Source organism: Agrobacterium bohemicum, assembly GCF_001562555.1.
Classification (GTDB): domain Bacteria; phylum Pseudomonadota; class Alphaproteobacteria; order Rhizobiales; family Rhizobiaceae; genus Agrobacterium; species Agrobacterium bohemicum.
Genome location: NZ_KQ961031.1, coordinates 187,844 through 206,504, shown reverse-complemented (window position 1 = coordinate 206,504; position 18,661 = coordinate 187,844). Strand labels below are relative to the sequence as shown.

General features: G+C 59.0%; 17 protein-coding genes. 15 read left to right on the top strand and 2 right to left on the bottom strand.

Annotated features, from left to right (window positions below; genetic code table 11):
• Positions 1–152 precede the first annotated feature (152 nt).
• Entirely contained in the window at positions 153–1,340 is a 1,188-nt protein-coding gene (locus tag ATO67_RS15705; RefSeq protein ID WP_067651226.1) for an acyl-CoA dehydrogenase, read from the bottom strand.
• A 96-nt stretch (positions 1,341–1,436) separates the two neighbouring features.
• On the opposite strand from ATO67_RS15705, the gene ATO67_RS15700 reads away from it, so the two are divergent.
• The 8 genes from ATO67_RS15700 to ATO67_RS15665 all read left to right on the top strand — a co-directional run bounded on the left by ATO67_RS15700 (position 1,437) and on the right by ATO67_RS15665 (position 10,156).
• Positions 1,437–2,345: a LysR family transcriptional regulator gene (locus ATO67_RS15700; protein WP_067651223.1), complete on the top strand. Its 909-nt coding sequence runs from the start codon at positions 1,437–1,439 to the stop codon at positions 2,343–2,345.
• A 125-nt stretch (positions 2,346–2,470) separates the two neighbouring features.
• Complete coding sequence (locus ATO67_RS15695) at positions 2,471–3,529, top strand: LacI family DNA-binding transcriptional regulator (protein ID WP_067651220.1); 1,059 nt, start codon at positions 2,471–2,473, stop codon at positions 3,527–3,529.
• Complete coding sequence (locus ATO67_RS15690) at positions 3,526–4,548, top strand: ABC transporter substrate-binding protein (protein WP_067651217.1); 1,023 nt, start codon at positions 3,526–3,528, stop codon at positions 4,546–4,548. The genes ATO67_RS15695 and ATO67_RS15690 overlap by 4 nt, the downstream gene beginning before the upstream one ends.
• Positions 4,549–4,815: 267 nt before the next feature.
• Positions 4,816–5,643: an ABC transporter permease gene (locus ATO67_RS15685; protein ID WP_067651214.1), complete on the top strand. Its 828-nt coding sequence runs from the start codon at positions 4,816–4,818 to the stop codon at positions 5,641–5,643.
• Positions 5,640–6,419, top strand: a complete 780-nt coding sequence (locus ATO67_RS15680; RefSeq protein WP_067651209.1) for an ABC transporter permease — start codon at positions 5,640–5,642, stop codon at positions 6,417–6,419. The genes ATO67_RS15685 and ATO67_RS15680 overlap by 4 nt, the downstream gene beginning before the upstream one ends.
• A complete protein-coding gene (locus ATO67_RS15675) occupies positions 6,412–7,437 on the top strand; it encodes an ABC transporter ATP-binding protein (protein WP_067651207.1) in 1,026 nt (341 codons plus the stop codon). The genes ATO67_RS15680 and ATO67_RS15675 overlap by 8 nt, the downstream gene beginning before the upstream one ends.
• Before the next feature lie 2 nt (positions 7,438–7,439).
• Positions 7,440–8,366, top strand: a complete 927-nt coding sequence (locus tag ATO67_RS15670; RefSeq protein WP_067651204.1) for a nucleoside hydrolase — start codon at positions 7,440–7,442, stop codon at positions 8,364–8,366.
• Positions 8,363–10,156, top strand: coding sequence for an adenine deaminase (locus tag ATO67_RS15665; protein ID WP_067651201.1), 1,794 nt, complete (start codon positions 8,363–8,365; stop codon positions 10,154–10,156). Before ATO67_RS15670 ends, ATO67_RS15665 begins: the two co-directional genes overlap by 4 nt.
• Before the next feature lie 6 nt (positions 10,157–10,162).
• Here the strand turns inward: ATO67_RS15665 and ATO67_RS15660 are convergent, their stop codons facing one another.
• Positions 10,163–11,335 carry a M20 aminoacylase family protein gene (locus tag ATO67_RS15660; protein ID WP_067651198.1) on the bottom strand — a complete coding sequence of 391 codons (1,173 nt, stop codon included), beginning with the start codon at positions 11,333–11,335 and terminating at the stop codon, positions 10,163–10,165.
• Positions 11,336–11,450: 115 nt separating this feature from the next.
• Here ATO67_RS15660 and ATO67_RS15655 point away from each other — a divergent pair, with 115 nt between their 5' ends.
• From ATO67_RS15655 to ATO67_RS15625, 7 genes are all read left to right on the top strand, one after another.
• Positions 11,451–12,122, top strand: coding sequence for a phosphoribosyltransferase (locus ATO67_RS15655; RefSeq protein WP_245304003.1), 672 nt, complete (start codon positions 11,451–11,453; stop codon positions 12,120–12,122).
• 179 nt (positions 12,123–12,301) lie between these two features.
• Positions 12,302–13,357 (top strand): dipeptidase, encoded by a 1,056-nt coding sequence (locus tag ATO67_RS15650; RefSeq protein ID WP_067651192.1) that lies wholly within the window; start codon positions 12,302–12,304, stop codon positions 13,355–13,357.
• A 37-nt stretch (positions 13,358–13,394) separates the two neighbouring features.
• Entirely contained in the window at positions 13,395–15,035 is a 1,641-nt protein-coding gene (locus ATO67_RS15645; protein WP_067651189.1) for an ABC transporter substrate-binding protein, read from the top strand.
• An 18-nt stretch (positions 15,036–15,053) separates the two neighbouring features.
• Positions 15,054–16,121 carry an ABC transporter permease gene (locus ATO67_RS15640; RefSeq protein WP_067651186.1) on the top strand — a complete coding sequence of 356 codons (1,068 nt, stop codon included), beginning with the start codon at positions 15,054–15,056 and terminating at the stop codon, positions 16,119–16,121.
• Entirely contained in the window at positions 16,118–17,050 is a 933-nt protein-coding gene (locus tag ATO67_RS15635) for an ABC transporter permease (RefSeq protein ID WP_067651183.1), read from the top strand. Before ATO67_RS15640 ends, ATO67_RS15635 begins: the two co-directional genes overlap by 4 nt.
• Positions 17,047–17,883, top strand: coding sequence for an ABC transporter ATP-binding protein (locus tag ATO67_RS15630; RefSeq protein WP_067651180.1), 837 nt, complete (start codon positions 17,047–17,049; stop codon positions 17,881–17,883). The genes ATO67_RS15635 and ATO67_RS15630 overlap by 4 nt, the downstream gene beginning before the upstream one ends.
• Positions 17,880–18,629, top strand: coding sequence for an ABC transporter ATP-binding protein (locus tag ATO67_RS15625; protein WP_067651177.1), 750 nt, complete (start codon positions 17,880–17,882; stop codon positions 18,627–18,629). The genes ATO67_RS15630 and ATO67_RS15625 overlap by 4 nt, the downstream gene beginning before the upstream one ends.
• Positions 18,630–18,661 lie beyond the last annotated feature (32 nt).

The following is an 18,661-nucleotide window of genomic DNA, read 5'->3' as shown; positions in this document are numbered from 1 at the left end:
ATGGATTTGCCAGAGACGATGATGACATCTCTATATTAATTCTCGCGGCGACGGTTTCAACCGTCTAGCGCGGGAAAAGTATGATTTTATCTTCGCAATGCAGCAAAAAACCGGCGAGGGGTGTCGCCGGTTTCGTATTTTAACATTAAATCTCAGAAAAACGCCTGAATGCCAGTCTGGGCGCGGCCCAAAATCAGGGCGTGAACATCGTGCGTTCCTTCGTATGTGTTGACCGTTTCCAGGTTCTGGGCATGGCGCATGACGTGATATTCGATCTGAATGCCGTTGCCGCCGTGCATGTCGCGGGCCTGGCGGGCGATATCCAGCGCCTTTCCGCAATTGTTGCGCTTGACGATGGAGATCATTTCCGGGGCCATGCGGTGCTCATCGAACAGCCGACCGACGCGAAGCGACGCCTGAAGACCGAGCGTGATTTCCGTCTGCATATCGGCCAGCTTTTTCTGGTAAAGCTGCATGCCGGCCAGCGGCTTGCCGAACTGCTTGCGGTCCATGCCATATTGATGGGCGCGGAACCAGCAGTCTTCGGCGGCACCCAGCACACCCCAGGAAATGCCGTAGCGGGCGCGGTTGAGGCAGCCGAACGGGCCTTTGAGACCGGAGACATTCGGCAGCAGCGCATCTTCGCCCACTTCGACGCCATCCATGACGATTTCGCCGGTGATGGAAGCACGCAGCGACAGCTTGCCGCCGATTTTCGGTGCGGACAGGCCCTTCATGCCTTTTTCCAGCACGAAGCCACGGATTTGGTTGTCATGCGCTTCGGATTTTGCCCAGACGACGAAGACGTCGGCAATCGGCGAGTTGGAAATCCACATCTTGGAACCGCGCAGGCGGTAGCCACCATCAATCTTCTCGGCGCGTGTCTTCATGCCATTCGGGTCGGAACCGGCATCCGGCTCGGTCAGGCCGAAACAGCCGATCAGCTCGCCGGAGACGAGACCCGGCAGATACTTGTCCTTCTGCTCTTCCGAGCCATAGGCAAAGATCGGGTAGATGACGAGCGAGGACTGCACGCTCATCATGGAGCGATAGCCGCTGTCGATGCGCTCGACTTCGCGGGCAACAAGGCCGTAGGCGACATAGCTGGCTTCGGCAGCACCGTATTTTTCAGGAAGCGTCACGCCCAGAAGGCCGGTCTGGCCCATCAGACGGAAAAGCTCAGGCTCGGATGTTTCGGACAGATAGGCTTCGTTGATGCGCGGCAGAAGCTCCGATTGGGCAAAGGCCGCTGCCGTATCGCGGATCATCCGCTCGTCTTCGGTCAGCTGCTCCTCGAGAAGAAACGGGTCCTGCCAATTGAATGCTGTGCGTTCGCTCACGGTAAATCTCCAAAATTTCTGAACAGATTATTGGCCTTTGATACCATCGCGGCAAGCCATGTTTACTCATTTTGCTATTACCGATAGGAATGCGCCATGACCTCGCTCAGCCGCAAACTTCTGCCCTCCACCAGCGCTCTCGCCGCCTTTGATTCCGTGGCGCGGCTCGGCAGTTTTTCGCTGGCCGCAGACGAGCTTTCGCTGACGCAAGGGGCCATCAGCAGGCAGGTTCTGTCGCTTGAAGAACAACTTGGCGTTCGGCTGTTCGATCGCGGGGCGCGGGGCGTTTCTCTGACGGCAGAAGGCCAGACCTATGCCAAAGCCATCGGCACGGCGCTGGGCGATATTCGCTCCGCATCCTTGCAGATTATGACCAAAACGCATGGCAACACGCTGAACCTTGCCATGCTGCCTACCTTCGGCACACGCTGGCTTTTGCCGCGCATTCCCAAATTCGTGGCGGCGCATCCAGAAATCACGCTCAATTTCGCCACCCGCATCGGCCAGTTCGATTTCGAAAAGGAAGGCCTCGATATGGCCATCCATATCGGCCAGCCGGATTGGGCGGCGGCTGAAAGCACGTTCCTGATGGACGAGATGGTTGCGCCCGTGTGCAGCCCGTCCTTTCTGGCGCAGCACCCCATCGCCAAGGCGCAGGATATCTCGACCCTGCCACTGCTGCATATGGCATCCAGACCGGGCGCATGGGATCATTGGTTCCAAAGCCTTGGGCTGGGCGCACAGAATGCACCCGCCATGCGGTTCGAACAATTCTCCAGCGTGGCGCAGGGCTGTATCGCCGGCCTGGGCGTGGCGCTTATGCCGCTGTTTCTGATCGATATCGAGCTGAAGGCTGGGCAACTCGTGCCAGCCTTCGATCATCAGGTGAAAAGCCCCAGCTCCTACTACGCCGTCGCACCGCTTTCGCGCATCAATCATGCGCCCGTCGTGCTGTTCAAACAGTGGCTTCTGGCTGAAGTCGAGGCGTTTCGTATGAAGGCCTGATAATAATTTCGCCTTTCTTATCACAGCTTAGAGTTTTCCCGTAGAAATCTACCCGTCAGCGACTCGACAAAAAAGCGGTTTCGAACTACACTGATTAAACGTTTAATCACACGGGCGGGCAAGCCATGACCACTGGTCGTGCAGGCGCAAATCTGACGGCGATCGCTGCGGCATTGGGTGTGTCGACAGCGACGGTGTCCAATGCGCTTTCCAGCAAAGGCCGCGTTTCTGCAGAGCTTTCCGAGAAAATCCGCCTTAAGGCAGATGCGTTGGGCTATGTGCCGAGCATCGCTGGTCGCGCGTTGCGCACGGGTAAGAGCGGCGTTTTGGGTCTTGTCCTGCCGGATATCGCCAATCCATTGTTCCCGCAAATCGCGCAGGCTATCGAAAAGGCGGCTGATAATGCCGGTTACGGCGTCCTGATTGCCGACTCACATGGCGATGTTGCCAAGCAGACAGATGCCATCAACCGCCTCATCGAGCGCGGCGTCGAAGGTATGGTCATCGTGCCGCGTCGCGGCACGCGCATCGGCAATGTCGATTGCCCGGTGGCGGTCATCGATTCTCCCTCCACACACGGCAACACGGTGTCGGCCGATCACTGGGGCGGCGGCGTTCAGATCGGTCGTCACCTGGCGGAACTCGGCCATCGTAAGGTGGTCATTATCGGCAACAACCCGGATTCCAATGTGCAGAACGACCGCGTGGGCGGCATCCGCTCCGGTCTCTCCGGCTTGGCTGAAGCCGAGACATTGTGGATCGCCTCTCTGGAAAAGCATGACGGCGCAGGGTGCCCGTTGGGCGTTGCTCAGAAAGTGGCGCAGGGCTTTACGGCATTTGCCGCCGTCTCCGATCTCCATGCTTTACGCGCTCTTACCGAATTGCAGCGCGATGGCATCACCGTGCCGGAACAGGCGAGCGTCACCGGCTTCGATGACCTGATCTGGGCGCCTGTCGTGACCCCGGCGCTGACGACCATTCGCATGGATATGGTGCGGATTGCCGATCTGGCTGTCACCGCTCTGGTGCGCAGCATCGATGCCGAAGACCGCCCCGTTTCGGGAGGCGTCGTCGCCGATATCTCAAAAGTCGCAATGGAGCTCATCGTCAGAAGCTCTTGCGGCCCCAACCATAAGAAGCAGGCAGTCAACAAAACCTCGACAGCAGGAGAACTCGCATCATGAAGAAGATCATTCTGGCATCCGGCACCGCGCTGATGCTGTCCATGTGTGCCGCGCAGGCGCAGGACAAGACGCTCACGATTTCCGTCTATGCCTTCGCGCAGGACGAATTCAAGGAACTGGTCTACACGCCGTTCGAAGCCAAATGCGGCTGCAAGCTGGTGGTTGAAACAGGCAACAGCGTCGAGCGTCTGGCCAAGATGGAAGCCAACAAGGCAAGCCCGGTCATCGATCTCGCCATCGTATCCATGGCAGATGCGCTTTCCGCCGCCCGTAAGGACCTGGTGCAGAAGATAGACACCTCCAAGGTGCCGAATGTCGACAAGCTCTACGACATTGCCAAGGACCCGAATGGCGATGGCATGAGCGTCGGCGTCAACTTCTACGCCACCTCGATCGTCTACCGTACCGACAAGATGAAGATCGATAGCTGGGCCGACCTGTTGAAGGACGGCGTGGTCGACCACGTCGCCTTCCCGAATGTCACCACAAACCAGGGTCCGCCCGCGCTCTATATGCTGGGTAAGGCCATCGGCAAGGATACGCCTGATCTCTCCGGTGCCATCGAGGCTCTCGGCGAAAAGAAGGACGAGATCGTCACCTTCTACGTCAAGTCCTCGCAGCTGGTGCAACTGATGCAACAGGAAGAAATCTGGGCGGCGCCCATCGGCCGCTTCTCCTGGGCACCGTTTACCAAGCTAGACCTGCCATTGGCATGGGCAACGCCCAAGGAAGGCCAGACGGGCGGCATGAACGTTCTCATCGTCCCGAAGAACGGCAAGAATGAAGATCTGGCGCTACAGTTCATGGACTTCTGGCTCTCCACCGATGTGCAGAAGGCGCTGGCCGAAAAGCTGGTCGATAGCCCGACCAACAAAGAAGTCAAAGTTTCTGAAGAGGTGGCCAACAACATCACTTACGGCGATGAGACGGCGAAGAGCCTCCAGCTGATCCCATCTGCGGTGACGCTCGATAACCGCGACAAATGGTTGTCGGAGTGGAATGCGAAGGTTGGGCAGTAAGGAAGGTTGCCGGGGCGGGGCCTAGGTGCTGACGTACGTCACCCCCCTCTGTCCTGCCGGACATCTCCCCTCAGGGGGAGATTGACCCGGGGCAACCCTTCCTCTTCCAGTGAAGTCGCGGTTGGACTGTGACGGCGCGCCCAGCCAATCTCCCCACCTGTGGGGGAGATGCCCGGCAGGGCAGAGGGGGGCTGGCACCCACCGACGCTCAATAACAAATCCTCCGCCAAGCAAAGGCGGAGATATTTCAACACCGGAGAATACTCCATGTTTCAAAACCGGGCTGAAGCCTTGGCGCTTGCCTTGCCCGCCGCGATCTTTGCGGCGGCGGTGTTTCTTGTGCCTGTGTTCATCCTTCTGTCGGAAGGGTTTCGCACTGCCGATGGCTGGGCCTTTCAGGCCTATGTGGATTTCTTTTTCGATCCGCTGAACCGGGCCGTGTTCCGGCGCACGCTGAAGCTCGGCGCGCTCGTCACCGTCGTCTCCGCCATCATCGGATACGCAGCGGCCTTCGCCATCGTCAACCTACCAGCCAACTCCAAGGGCCATATGATCAACCTCGTCATTCTGCCGTTGATGATCTCGCCCGTGGCCCGCACCTATGCGTGGATCGTCATTCTCGGTCGCACCGGCATGGTCAACGAGTTGCTGAAGCTGGTGGGTCTCACCGATGCGCCGATCCGCATTCTGTTTTCCGAAACCGCCGTCTTCATCGGCCTGCTGCAACTGTTCCTGCCTTTGATGATCATCTCCCTCATCAGCGCCCTGGAAAACATGCCGAAAGACGTCATCGCCGCCTCCCGCGTTTTAGGTGCCAACTGGTTGCAGGTGTTCTGGAAGGTCATTCTGCCGCTGACCAAGGAAGGCCTTGTCGTCGGCGGCACGCTGGTCTTCACCGGTTCGCTGACGGCCTATATCACCCCCGCCATTCTCGGCGGCTCCAAGGTTCTGATGCTGGAAACGCTGCTCTATCAGCAGGTTACGGTCTCCAACAATTTCGTCGCGGCGAGCGTCATCGCCTTCATTCTGATCGTCATGAGCTTTGCGGCCAACATCCTGCTCAAGCGCATCGCCACGGCAAGGAACAAGACATGACCCGGCACCTCTTCATTCCGCTGACGCTCGCGCTGGTCATCGGCTTTCTGATCGGCCCGTTCCTCATCATTGTCGCGGCCTCCTTCTCGGCAGGCGATACGCTGGCCTTTCCGCCGCAGGGCTTTTCGCTGAAATGGATCGCCAAGGTCTTCACGGTCGAAAGTTTTCGCGAAAGCTTCGCCATGTCGATGTTCCTTGCCATCGGCGGCACGTTCGCAGCGCTGATCCTCGGCATTCCCGCTGCCTATGCCATGTCGCGCTACAAGCTGCCCTTTTCGGAAACCATCCGCACCATCGTCTCGGCTCCCATCATCGTTCCCGGCATCATCGTTGGTCTGGCGCTTCTGCGCTACTTCGTAGTGCCGTTCGGCATCGGCATTACGCTTGCGCTGTTTTTGGCACATACGGCGCTGATCCTGCCCTATGCGGTGCGCGTGGTGTCGGCCAGCCTTACCAATCTGCGCTCTGATATTGAGGAAGCAGCCGTCCTGCTTGGTTCGTCCCGCATCGGCGCTTTCTTCCGCGTGGTGCTGCCGAATATCAGGGGCGGCATTCTTTCGGCCTTCATTCTGGGCTTCGTGACAAGCTTCAATCAGGTGCCGGTGTCGCTGTTCCTCTCCGGTCCCGGCGTGCGCACCCTGCCCATCGATATGCTGGGCTATATGGAAATCGTCTTCGACCCATCCGTTGCAGCCCTGTCTTCGCTGCTCGCCTTTCTCTCCATCGGCATAGTTTTCATGGCCGAACGTTTTCTGGGGTTCTCCCGTTATGTCTGATGCAAACTATCTTTCGCTCCAGAACCTGTCGCTGGCCTATGGCAGTTCCGTTGCCGTCAAAGACCTCAATCTCGACATCCGCAAGGGCGAGCTACTGGCACTGCTCGGCCCCTCCGGTTGCGGCAAGACCACGACGATGCGCGCCATTGCCGGGCTGATGCCTGCGGCTGGTGGCCGGATCGATCTTGACGGTGTTGATATCACCCGCATTTCCGCCAACAAGCGGGCGGTTGGGCTGGTGTTCCAGTCTTACGCGCTGTTTCCACATCTGACCGTCTACGAAAATGTCGCCTTCGGTTTAAAGCTGAAGGGGATGAAAGGTTCTCTGCTGGATGGAAAAGTCGCATCCGGTCTGAAATCCGTTGGTCTCTCCACTTTCGCCTCTCGCAAACCGGCGGAATTGTCCGGTGGCCAGCAGCAGCGCGTGGCGCTGGCCCGTTCCATGGTTATGGACCCCAAGGTTCTGCTGCTGGACGAACCGCTATCCAACCTCGATGCAAGGCTGCGGCTGGAAATGCGCACCGAGCTTCAGCGGGTGCAGAAAGCCACCGGTGTCACCATGATCTTCGTCACCCATGATCAGGTCGAGGCCTTGGCTCTGGCAGACCGTATCGTGGTGATGAAAAACGGCGCGATCGAGCAGATCGGCACGCCGGAAGAAATCTACAACGCACCCGCATCATCCTTCGTGGCTGACTTCGTCGGCTTTGAGAACATCTTCCGTCTGGAAGGTTCAGAATTGAAAACAGACAATGGCCGCATCGCCCTTTCCGGTCAGGTTCCGAGTACGGCGGGACTTGCCTGGAGGCCGCGCATGGTGACCCTCGGTTCAGGACCTTTCGAGGGAACCGTGCGCGGCACGTCTTTTGCCGGCAACACGCGTGAGTATCTGCTGGATACGCCGCTGGGGCCGATCAAGGCCGAGGTCGATGCTGCCTTGCCGGTGCAGGACATCGGCACACCCCTCGCGTTTGATCTGCCCGTAAAAAAAGCAGCCAGCCTGAAAGTGTTCAGCTGATCATGGGTATCTGGATCGATTGCGACATGGGCTTCGATGACATCGCCGCCATCATGGTGGCGACGTCTCATGGACTTCAGATAGATGGACTCTCGCTGGTGTTCGGCAACGCACCGCTTGCGCAGGTGCGCCGCAATGCTGCCAGCGCGAAAATGGCCTTTGGCTGGGACTTCGCCATCCATATGGGCCGCGAAAATCCCGTGCTCGGAAAGCTCGAGACAGCACAAACCATTCTCGGAGATACCGGCATTCCAACGGTTGGCGCGGGCTTGCCCAACGCTGCCGATCTGCCGCACAGCGAAGCGTTTCAAGCGCTTTGCGACTGGCTGGGAGAGGGCAGCGAAGACAAGCGTATTCTCGCTTTGGGCCCCGTCACCAACATCGCCGCGCTCTGCCTCGCAAGACCAGACCTTGCCGCCCGCATCACAGACCTGATTTGGATGGGTGGCGGCGTCACGGCTGGCAATCATACGGCATCTGCGGAATTCAATGCCTTCGCCGATCCCGAAGCGCTTGCCATTGTCATCGCCCACGGCCTGCCCCTGCGCATGGTCGATCTCGATCTCTGCCGCAAGGTCGCCGCCGGGCTATCCGATGTTGCGCCCATCCGCGCGGCCGGTGGAAAGAATGCCGCATTGATTGCCGATATGCTGGAAGGCTTCATCAACATCGCCACCAGTCGCGGGCGAGATGCCATGGCGCTTTACGACCCCTGTGCAGCCGTTGCCCTCGTGGCACCGGATTGCATCGGCTGGAAAACGGCGCGCATCGATATCGAACTTCACGGCGGCCTCACACGTGGCCGCACCGTTGTCGAAGCGCGCGCCGCCCATGCGTTAAGTTTCAACGCGCAATATGCAGAGACGGTCGATGCCGCGCGTGCCAAATCCATCATTCTCGATGCCCTGCGTCAGGAGGCCAGCCGATGAAAGAGCAGACTCTTATCGTTGATCGTGACGGGATGAATGACGATGCGTTGCGCGCCCGCACTGTTGCCGCCGCGCGCGGCGACCAGCCTTTCGATATCCTCATCAGCGGTGGCACGCTTGTCGATGTTGTCACCGGTGAGCTTCGTTTGGCGGATATCGGTATCGTCGGTCCGCTGATTGCCAGCGTCCACGCGGCTGGAACCCGCACAGATGCCGCACAGGTTCTGGATGCAACGGGCGCTTTCGTTTCGCCGGGGCTGATCGACACGCATATGCATGTCGAAAGCTCCATGGTAACGTCCGCGGCCTACGCCGGTGCCATTGTCCCCCGCGGGGTCACCACCATCGTCTGGGACCCGCATGAATTCGGCAATGTCCACGGTATCGATGGCGTGCGCTGGGCGGTAGAAGCCAGCAAGGGGCTGCCGTTGCGGGCCATCCTTCTCGCACCATCGTCGGTGCCGTCAGCGCCGGGGCTGGAACAGGCGAGTGGTGATTTCGATGCCTCGGCCATGGCCGAAATGCTGTTCTGGCCTGAAGTCGGTGGCGTCGCCGAGGTCATGAATATGCGCGGCGTGATCGAGCGTGAACCGCGCATGAGCGCCATTCTTCAGGAAGGCCTGTTTTCCGACAAGCTGATCTGCGGCCATGCACGCGGTCTTGAAGGTGCCGATCTCAACGCCTTCATGGCAGGGGGTATCACGTCGGATCACGAACTCACCTCCGCTGCCGACCTCATGGCAAAGTTGCGGGCAGGGCTCACGATAGAGCTGCGCGGTTCGCACGATCATCTTCTGCCGGAATTCGTGGAGGCGCTGAATACGCTGGGCCATCTGCCGCAAACGCTGACACTGTGCACCGACGATGTTTTCCCTGATGATCTCGCAAAAAACGGTGGGCTGGATGATGTCGTGAGGCGGTTGGTGCGCTACGGCCTTAAACCGGAATGGGCTCTGCGCGCTGCCACGCTGAATGCGGCCATGCGTCTCCAACGCAATGATCTCGGCCTGATCGCAGCTGGTCGTAGGGCCGATATCGCCGTCTTCGAAGACCTGTCGCAATTCTCAGCGCGACATGTTCTGGCCAGCGGCACGCCCGTTGCAGAAGCTGGCAAGATGCTGGTCGATCTAACCGAGATGGATGCAGCACCGCTCAAGCACTCGGTGAAGCTCACACCTCGCTCCCCCTCCGATTTCAAGGTCAAGTCCGAGGGCAACAGGGTCAAACTCGCCACCATCGACAAGCCGCGTTTCACACAGTGGGGTGAGGCGGAAGCCGCCGTGGAAAACGGTTTCGTGGTGTCGCCGGAGGGCGCAACCATGATCTCCGTCACCCACCGCCACGGCAAGGCCGATCCCATCACCAGAACCGGTTTCCTCACCGGTTGGGGAAAATGGGACGGCGCATTCGCCACCACGGTCGCACATGACAGCCACAACCTTACGGTTTTTGGCGGTAATGCTAATGATATGGCGGTCGCCGCAAACGCCATCATCAAGGCTGGTGGCGGCATGGCTGCCGCATCCGGCGGCAAGGTGACTGCCTTGCTTGCGCTTCCACTTTCCGGCCTCGTCTCGGATGCGCCTCTGGTGGATGTCGCTTCCGGTTTCGAGTCGGTGCGCGATGCCGTCGGTCAAATCGTGGAGTGGCAGCCGCCTTATCTCGTCTTCAAAGCCTGCTTCGGTGCCACACTCGCCTGCAATATCGGCCCGCACCAGACGGATATGGGCATTGCCGATGTTGTCTCGGGAAGGGTAATGGAGACGCCGGTGCTGGAGGTTCTGGACTAAAGGCGATCATTCCGCGGCCAGTTCCTGCTCCACCAAACTCGTCCAGAACGCAACGCCTGATACGATCGCGTCGTCGTTGAAATCATAAGACGTGTTGTGGTGCAGCGCGCCATCGACGGCAGGGCCATTGCCGAGCCAGACGTAGCAACCGGGAGCCTCGCTGGCGAAGAACGAGAAATCATCGCCAGCCGTCGAGGGTGGAAAGGCTGTCCGTGCTTTCTCTCCGAAAACGCTTTGCGCCGCCTTGAGGGCGCGGCTTGTCGCATCCGTATCATTGATGACGGGAGGTATGCGACGGATGAAGTCGTAGCTGGCTTCGATGCCGAACATGACGGCGGTTCCCGCTGCCAGCCGCCCGATTTCCTCTTCCAACTGGTCACGAACATGAGCCGAATAAGCCCGCGCCGTGCCGCCGATCTCGACGACATCAGGGATGACATTGAGCGCTTTGGGATCACCCGCCTGCACCGAACAGGCGCTGACGACAGCCGGTTGCAGCGGATCGACCACGCGCCCGACGATGCTTTGCAGCGCGGCCAGAAAACTCCCCGCTGCCGTGATCGGGTCACGCCCCAGATGCGGTTTTGCACCGTGGGTGCCGACCCCTTTGAACGTCACGCGCCAGCTATCGGAGGACGCCAGTTGTGGTCCCTCGACCACCGCCATTTCATCAACATCCAGCCCCGGCATATTGTGCAGGCCATAGACGGCATCGCAGGGGAATAGGTCGAACAGACCGTCCTCCACCATCTGTTTCGCGCCGCCACGTCCTTCTTCGGCAGGCTGGAAAATAAAGTGCACGGTGCCGGAAAAATTGCGGCTCGTGGCCAGGTGACGTGCAGCACCCAGCAGCATCACCGTGTGTCCATCATGGCCGCAAGCGTGCATCTTGCCGGGGATGGTGGATTTATAGGGCCGCTCCGCCATCTCAGGCATGGCGAGCGCATCCATATCCGCGCGCAGGCCGATACGGCGGGTGCCATTGCCCACCTGAAGGGTGCCGACGACGCCGGTTTCGCCTAGGCCCCGATGAACGCTAATCCCGGCCTCTTCCAGATGCTTGGCAACCAGCGCGCTGGTATGCTCTTCTTCGAAACCCAGTTCCGGGTGGGCGTGCAGGTCGTGTCGCAGAGCGGTCAGAAAAGGCAGGTCGTTTCCGAACCGGGCGAGCGGGGTCATGGGCGGTCTTTCCTTGCGAAAGCAAAACGGGCTTCTTTTTCTAGTGCAGAAGCCCCTGAAAATTAATAGTACCGACTGAGAAAACGGAAATAATATCGCCGCGAAAGGAATGGTCATGAAGCCGCACGAATTCTGGCAGGATATCCATGCGCCCGGCAGCTTCGATCTCGCCGGTCCCCATTCCGGTTCCTTCCCGGTGACGCTCGATGATGGCAGGCAATTGCGCCTGCCGATCCGCCCGCTAGCCGATGGGGAACATGCGCTCGCATCGCTGATCGTCAATCAGGCATCTTTCCCTGTTGTCGAAGCTTTGGCGGGAAATCTCGCGGCGAAGCTCAAGCCTTTCGATATCGATGTCATCGTCGGTCTTCCCACGCTTGGCCTGACACTTGCGGCAGAAGTCGCACGCCACCTTGGCCACAGCCGCTACGTGCCGCTCGGGACGTCGCGAAAATTCTGGTATCTGGACGAATTGTCCGTGCCCATGTCTTCGATCACCACGCAACAGCAGAAACGGCTCTATATCGACCCACGCATGCTTCCACTACTGGAGGGCAAGCGAGTTGCGCTGGTGGATGATGTGATTTCCAGCGGCACCTCCATCATCGCCGGTCTTTCACTTCTTGCCGCGTCCAACATCGAGCCCGTCGTCATCGGTGCCGCCATGCTGCAATCTGACAGATGGCAGGAAAAACTGGCCAGTTTCGGCGAGCAATGGACCGGCAGGGTGCAAAGGGTTTTTCAGACGCCGATGCTGAAAAAGGGCGGTGACGGGTGGCATTCCTGACAGCTATCAATCGCCGGTAGGCGCGCTCTGGTCATTTTTTCACCCTGCACATTTTTTGACTTGCGAAGCCGAAGAGGATGGGCCTAGGATCATCACCAACAGCGTACCCCGGCATCGAGCTTATCGCTAAGCTCATGGCTTTAAATATAAAAAACGACCCCGCCTTTTGGAATTCCTGCATGCAACTTGTTTTCGACGGTCATAATGATGTCCTCCTGCGTTTGTGGCGCAACGCCAAAATGGGAAGCGATCCCGTCGCCGAGTTCATGCAGGGTACATATGAAGGCCATATCGATGCGCCGCGCGCCAAGGCGGGCGGATTGGCAGGTGGCATCTGCGCCATCTACATTCCCTCTGGTGATCTGATCCTCAAGGAGCCCGACGCATCAGGCCACTACATCACCCCGCTTGCGGCACCGCTCGAGCGCCAGCCATCGCTCGATATCGCGCTGGAAAAGGCTGCGATTGCGCTACGTCTTGATCAGGCGGGCGGCTGGAAGCTGTGCCGCTCGACCGTCGAAATCCGCCAAGCCATGGCAGACGGCGTGTTTGCAGCAGTGCTGCACATGGAAGGCTGCGAGCCGATTGCCGCCGATCTCGATGCGTTGGATGTGTTCTATGCCGCAGGGCTGCGCTCGCTCGGCCCTGTCTGGAGCCGCCATAATATTTTCGGCCACGGCGTGCCGTTCGCCTATCCCATGTCGCCGGATACGGCGCCAGGGCTGACCGATGCCGGTTTCGAGCTGGTGAAGCGCTGCAACCGGCTCGGCATCCTCATCGATCTCGCGCATATCACCGAAAAAGGCTTCTGGGACGTGGCGAAAACCACCGATCAGCCTTTGGTCGCCAGCCATTCCAACGTCCATGCGCTCACGCCCGTGGCCCGCAATCTCACCGATAAGCAGATGGACGCCATCAAGGAGAGCAAGGGTTTGGTCGGTCTCAATTACGCCGTGACCATGTTGCGCCCGGATGCGCGCGATGACGCCAACACGCCGATTTCGGCCATGGTGCAGCACATCGATTACATGGTCAAACGCATGGGCATCGATTGCGTGGCACTGGGTTCGGACTTCGATGGCGCGACCATCCCAACGGAAATCCGCGATGCCAGTGGCAACAATAATCTTGTTGCCGCGCTCAAATCTGCGGGATACGCTGATCAAGACCTTGCTAAAATTTGCCGGGAAAACTGGCTGCGCGTTTTGGCTCAGGCATGGCACGAACCAGCCTGAGACCGAGTAGACACCGAGATACAAACAGGGGAAGACGATGAACAAATCGCTCAACAAAGCCGCCCGCATCCTCGCCACCAGCGTGGCTCTTTCGATGCTTTCTCTCGCAGCGCCACAAGCCTTTGCGGCAACGCCTGCCGATACGCTGGTCGAAGGTTTCGCCATCGATGACATCATCTCGCTCGATCCGGGCGAGGCGTTCGAGATTACGACTGCGGAAGTCACCGGCAACACCTATAGCAAGCTCGTTTCCATCGATATCGCTGATACGTCCAAGGTGAAGGGTGATCTGGCCGAAAGCTGGACGACCTCCGAAGACGGTCTGACCTACACGTTCAAGCTGAAGCAGGGCCTCAAATTCGCCTCTGGCAATCCGCTGAGTGCAGAAGATGTCGCTTTCTCCATGGAGCGTGCCGTCAAGCTGGATAAATCCCCGGCTTTCCTTCTGACGCAATTCGGCCTCAACGGCGATAACGTCACAGAAAAGGCGAAGGCAACCGATGCCAACACCTTTGTGCTGACCGTTGACAAGCCCTATGCGCCAAGCTTCGTTCTCAACGTTTTAACGGCAACGGTTGCCTCGGTGGTGGACAAGAAGCTGGTGATGGAGAAGGCGAAGGCGGTGACGCCAAGCGCCGATTACAAATATGACAGCGATTTCGGCAACGAATTCCTCAAGACCGGTTACGCCGGTTCCGGCCCTTACAAAATTCTTGGCTGGAAGGCCAACGAAGCCGTTATTCTTGAGGCCAACCCGAATTATTACGCTGAAAAGCCAAAGCTGAAGCGCGTCGTCTACCGCCACATGAAGGAAAGCTCCGGTCAGCGTCTGGCGCTTGAAAATGGCGATATCGATGTTGCCCGCAATCTTGAGCCAGGCGACATGGAAGCCGTGTCCAAGAAGGAAGGCTTCACTGTTATCTCTGCACCCAAGGGTACGGTCTATTATCTCGGCCTGAACCAGAAGAACGAGAACCTGAAAAAGCCTGAGGTCGTTGAGGCCTTCAAGTATCTTGTCGATTACGAAGGTATCGGTGCGACCATCATCAAGGGCATCGGTGAGATACACCAGACCTTCCTGCCGAAGGGGCAGCTCGGTGCGCTGGATGAAAACCCTTACAAGCTGGACGTCGCGAAGGCGAAGGAACTGTTGGCAAAGGCTGGTCTGAAAGACGGCTTTACGGTAACCATGGATGTGCGCAACACGCAGCCGGTTACCGGCATTGCGGAAAACATGCAGCAGACATTGGCGCAGGCTGGCATCAAGCTGGAAATCATTCCCGGCGATGGCAAGCAGACTCTGACAAAGTATCGCGCTCGCCAGCATGACATCTATATCGGTGACTGGGGTTCCGACTATTTCGACCCGAACTCCAATGCTGAAACCTTCACCATCAATTACGACAACTCGGACGAAGGCAAGAACAAGACGCTGGCATGGCGCAATGCCTGGGACGTTCCTGAACTGACAAAGGAAACGCAGGCTGCTTTGTTGGAGAAAGACAACGCCAAGCGTGCGGCCATGTATCAGGACCTTCAGAAAAAGGTTCTGGAAAGCGGCCCGTTCGTCGTGATCGAACAGAAGACGGAAATTGCCGGCTTCTCCAACAAGGTCAAAGGTCTGAAGCTTGGACCAAGCTTCGACACCAACTATGTCTACCCGGTCTCCAAGGAATAGTCCGGCAGGATTGATTCAGTGACCATTATTGAAACAGTACCAAGGCCAAGGCGCGGCAAAAGCCGCGCCAACAAGCGCCTGACCGCCGTTCTCGGCTTCCTCGTTACCGTCATCACCACCTTTTTGGGGTTGCTGGCGGTTACATTCTTCATCGGTCGCGTTATCCCCATCGATCCCGCCTTGGCGATCGTGGGGGATCGTGCGCCTGCCCATGTGATAGAGCGAGTGCGCGAAGAACTCGGCCTCAATCTGCCGCTCTGGCAGCAGTTTTTCCTCTACATCAAACAGGCGTTGACCGGCGACTTCGGCACGTCTGTCCTCACAACCAACCCTGTTATGACCGATATCATCCGGGTCTTTCCCGCCACAATCGAGCTTGCCACCATCGGCACGCTGATCGGTGCCGTCTTCGGTATTCCGCTCGGTGTTCTCGCCGCCGTCAAGCGCGGCAGTATCATCGACCAGATCGTGCGTATCATCGGTCTCGTCGGTTATTCCGTGCCGATCTTCTGGCTCGGCCTGCTGGCGCTGCTGGTGTTTTACGCCAAGCTGAACTGGGTCGCTTACCCCGGGCGCATGGATATCGTCTACGAATTCACCTTCACCCCCGTCACCGGCTTTTACCTCCTGGATGCCTTCTGGCAGGGGCAGTGGGATGTGCTGTGGGACCTTTTCCGCCACATCATTCTGCCTGCCGGATTGCTCGGTTACTTTTCGCTGGCCTATATCAGCCGCATGACGCGCTCTTTCATGCTGAATGAATTGAGCCAGGAATACATCGTCGCGGCCCGTGCCAAGGGCCTGTCTGAAACCCGCATCATCTGGTTTCACGCGCTGCGCAACGCTGCCGTGCCACTGTTGACGGTTATCGTGCTGTCCTATGCCGGTCTGCTGGAAGGGTCGGTCCTGACGGAAACCATCTTCTCCTGGCCGGGCCTGGGGCTCTACATCACCAACTCCCTGCAGAATGCGGATATGAACGCCGTTCTCGGCGGGACCATCGTGATCGGCGCTGTCTTCATCAGCATCAATCTCCTGTCCGATCTGCTCTACCGGACGCTCGATCCAAGGACGCGCAGCCGATGACGACAGCTTTGACCCCCTTGAAACCCTATAGCCGCGAATGGCTGCTGTCCGATCGCCCCGCCTCGCGCAGGCAGGCACGACTTGGCCGCGCCTATGTCATCTGGCGGCGCTTTTCGGAAAACCGGCTGGCGCTGGCCGGGCTTGGCATCATTCTCGTATTGGTGTTGGTCGCGATCTTTGCCGATGTGCTGGCCCCGCATTCCGCTGTTCAGGGTGATCTGCGCAATGCCCGCCTGTTGCCTCCGGGCAGCGCAGGCTATCTGCTCGGCACGGACGATCAGGGCCGCGATATCCTCTCGCGCCTCATCCATGGGTCGCGTCTGACGTTATTCGTGGTTCTGCTGGTTGCCATCATTGCAGCCCCCGTTGGCCTCATCGTCGGAACGGTGGCCGGTTATGCCGGTGGCTGGGTGGATGCAGTCCTTATGCGCATCACCGATATCTTTCTGGCGTTCCCCAAGCTTGTTCTGGCGCTGGCGCTGGTTGCGGCACTCGGGCCGGGCATCGAGAATGCGGTGCTCGCCATCGCCATCACCTCATGGCAACCCTATGCCCGCATTGCCCGCGCTGAAACCATGACCTTCCGCCATTCCGATTTCATCGCAGCGGTGCAATTGATGGGCGCGTCGCCGTGGCGCATTGTGCTCAAACACGTCATGCCGCTGTGCATGTCATCGCTCATCGTGCGTGTCACGCTGGATATGGCAGGCATCATTCTGACGGCAGCTGGTCTCGGCTTCCTCGGCCTCGGCGCACAGCCGCCGCTGCCGGAATGGGGCGCGATGATCGCATCCGGTCGCCGCTTCATTCTCGACCAATGGTGGGTTGCGGCCATGCCGGGCATTGCCATCCTCATCGTCAGCCTGGGCTTCAACCTGTTGGGCGATGGTCTACGTGATGCGCTGGACCCGAAGGAGGCAGGCCAATGAGTGCGCCGCTTCTGACCGTCGAAAACCTGCGCGTCAGCTTTCCCACCCGCACAGGGCTTGTGGAAGCGGTGCGCGGCGTCTCGTTTACGCTTGGCAAGGAACGTCTGGGCATCGTCGGTGAATCCGGTTCCGGCAAGTCCCAGACCGGCCGCGCCATCATGGGTCTGACGCCGTCAGCCGCAAAAATCGAGGCGGATGCCTTGCGTTTCGGCGATATCGATCTCATGAAAGCCTCAGCTAAGCAGCGCCGGAGTATTCGCGGCAAGCGCATCGGCATGATTCTGCAGGACCCGAAATATTCGCTGAACCCGGTCATGCCGATCGGTCGCCAGATCGTGGAGACCTTGCAGACGCATGAGCGCATCAGCACATCGGCGGCCAAACAGCGGGCGCTCGACATGCTGGAGGCCGTGCAGATTCGCGAGCCTGAGCGTGTTTTCGGTCTTTACCCGCACGAAGTCTCCGGCGGCATGGGCCAACGTGTGATGATTGCCATGATGCTGGTCTGCGGCCCGGAACTGCTGATTGCCGACGAACCGACATCGGCGCTTGACGTGACCGTGCAGCTGGAAGTGCTCGGCATTCTCGACAAGCTGGTGCGGGATCGCGGCATGGGTCTCATCTTCATCTCGCATGATCTGCGGCTGGTTTCGTCCTTTTGCGACCGCGTCATTGTTATGTATGCGGGCCGCGTGGTGGAAGAGCTTCAGGCGGCCAATCTGGATAATGCCCAGCATCCCTATACCCGCGGGCTGCTCAACTGCCTTCCAAAGATTGGTGAGAACAGGCATCCGCTGCCGGTTCTGGACCGTCAGGTGGAGTGGCGCCTATGACCACAGTTCTGTCCGTCACCGATCTGCTGGTGGATTTCGAAGGCCATATCGCGCTGGATGGGGTCAGTATCGATGTCGCTCAGGGCGAATCTTTCGGGCTCGTCGGCGAATCCGGCTCAGGCAAATCCACCCTGCTGCGCGCCATTGCCGGTCTCAACCACTTCGACGAGGGCAGCCTCATGGTCGAGGGGCGGACCTACAAGAGCAAGTTTCGCGAAAAGAGTTTTTACCGCGATGTGCAGATGGTGTTTCAGGACCCCTATGGCTCGCTTCATCCGCGCCAGACGGTGGACGCGCTGCTGTTGGAGCCTCTGACGATCCACGGCATGGATGACAAGGAAGGCCGTATCACCCGTGCGCTGGATGAAGTCGGCCTAGGAACCGGTTTCCGCTTCCGCTATTCGCATCAACTTTCCGGCGGCCAGCGCCAGCGCATCGCCATTGCACGTGCGCTGATTCTGGAGCCGAAAATCCTGCTGCTGGATGAGCCGACATCGGCGCTCGACGCTTCCATTCAGGCCGAAATCCTCAACTTGCTGGAACAGGCGCGCAAGGACCGTGGCCTCACCTTCCTCATGGTCAGCCACGATCTGGGCGTCATCAGCCACATGTGCGACCGTCTTGCCGTCATGAAAAGCGGTAAGGTGGTGGAAATGCTGGATGTGGAGGCGCTGGAAAGTCGAGAGTTTCAGGCGGATTACACACGGCAGTTGCTGGTGGCGAGTGAGGGTTTTGTGCGCGATTGAGGCGTGGTTATTCTCCCACTCTTCTGTCACCC